The sequence below is a fragment of the Penaeicola halotolerans genome, assembly GCF_016464625.1.
GTDB lineage: Bacteria > Bacteroidota > Bacteroidia > Cytophagales > Cyclobacteriaceae > Penaeicola > Penaeicola halotolerans.
This window is the reverse complement of sequence record NZ_JAEAGO010000011.1, coordinates 1-1,293: the sequence shown is the minus strand read 5'-3', so window position 1 is coordinate 1,293 and position 1,293 is coordinate 1. Positions and strand designations below refer to the sequence as shown.

Genomic DNA, 1,293 nt, shown 5'->3' with positions numbered 1-1,293 from the left:
AACTGTAGAAGTGATTGCTCCAGCGATAGTAGCTGTTGATGACACACCAGGCACGGTGAATGGTTTCACTGGAGCAGCTAACTTGATCAATGTATTGGCGAATGACAGTTACAATGGAGTTACTCCAGCAGCACTTACAGAGACTGAATTACAAGTAGTCACACCATTTAGTAATGCCAATGTCACATTAGACATCACAACAGGTGAGATAGATGTAGCGGCAGGGACAGCAGCTGGCACATACACACTGGTATATAGATTAGTTGACTCACTGAACCCAAGCAATACAGACGAAGCTACGGTAACGGTAGTGGTAGCAGGAGCAGGCTTGGTAGCCAACGATGATCCAGAGACGATCAATGGTTTTGTAGGCGGCAGCTTCAATGTATTGGATAATGACACATACAATGCTGACCCAGCGACTACTGGCGAGGTAACGATCACCCAACTGTCAATAGATGCAGGCTTAAACTTCAACCCGGGCACGGGCGAGGTAACAGTAGCGGCTGGTACAGCGGCAGGCACTTATACCTTGACTTACCGTCTGACGGATAACATAGATGCAGCGAATACAGATGATGCAACGGTGACAGTAACAGTAGAGGCAGCAGCTATTGATGCAGTTGATGATGATGTCACAGGTATCAATGGTAAGGACGAGAATCTAGGCGTAGTTAATGTATTAGCTAATGACAGACTTAACGGAGTTGCTGTCAACCCAGCGGATGTAACGCTCACTAGAACCTCTCCAGTAGTAGGCAGTCCACTGACATTGAATGCAGATGGCAGTGTAGATGTAGCAGCAGAGACAGCGGCAGGCATTTATACACTTACATATCAGATCAGTGAGAATCTTAATCCAAGCAATACGGATCAAGCAACGGTAACTGTAGAAGTGATTGCTCCAGCGATAGTAGCTGTTGATGACACACCAGGCACGGTGAATGGTTTCACTGGAGCAGATGACTTGATCAATGTATTGGCGAATGACAGTTACAATGGAGTTACTCCAGCAGCACTTACAGAGACTGAATTACAAGTAGTCACACCATTTAGTAATGCCAATGTCACATTAGACATCACAACAGGTGAGATAGATGTAGCGGCAGGGACAGCAGCTGGCACATACACACTGGTATATAGATTAGTTGACTCACTGAACCCAAGCAATACAGACGAAGCTACGGTAACGGTAGTGGTAGCAGGAGCAGGCTTGGTAGCCAACGATGATCCAGAGACGATCAATGGTTTTGTAGGCGGCAGCTTCAATGTATTGGCAAATGATACATACAA

Annotated in this window: 1 protein-coding gene; it reads left to right on the top strand. The window is 46.1% G+C overall.

Annotated features, from left to right (window positions below):
• On the top strand, positions 1-1,293 hold a 1,293-nt coding region (locus tag I5349_RS13605), incomplete at both ends, for a hypothetical protein (RefSeq protein WP_226391330.1).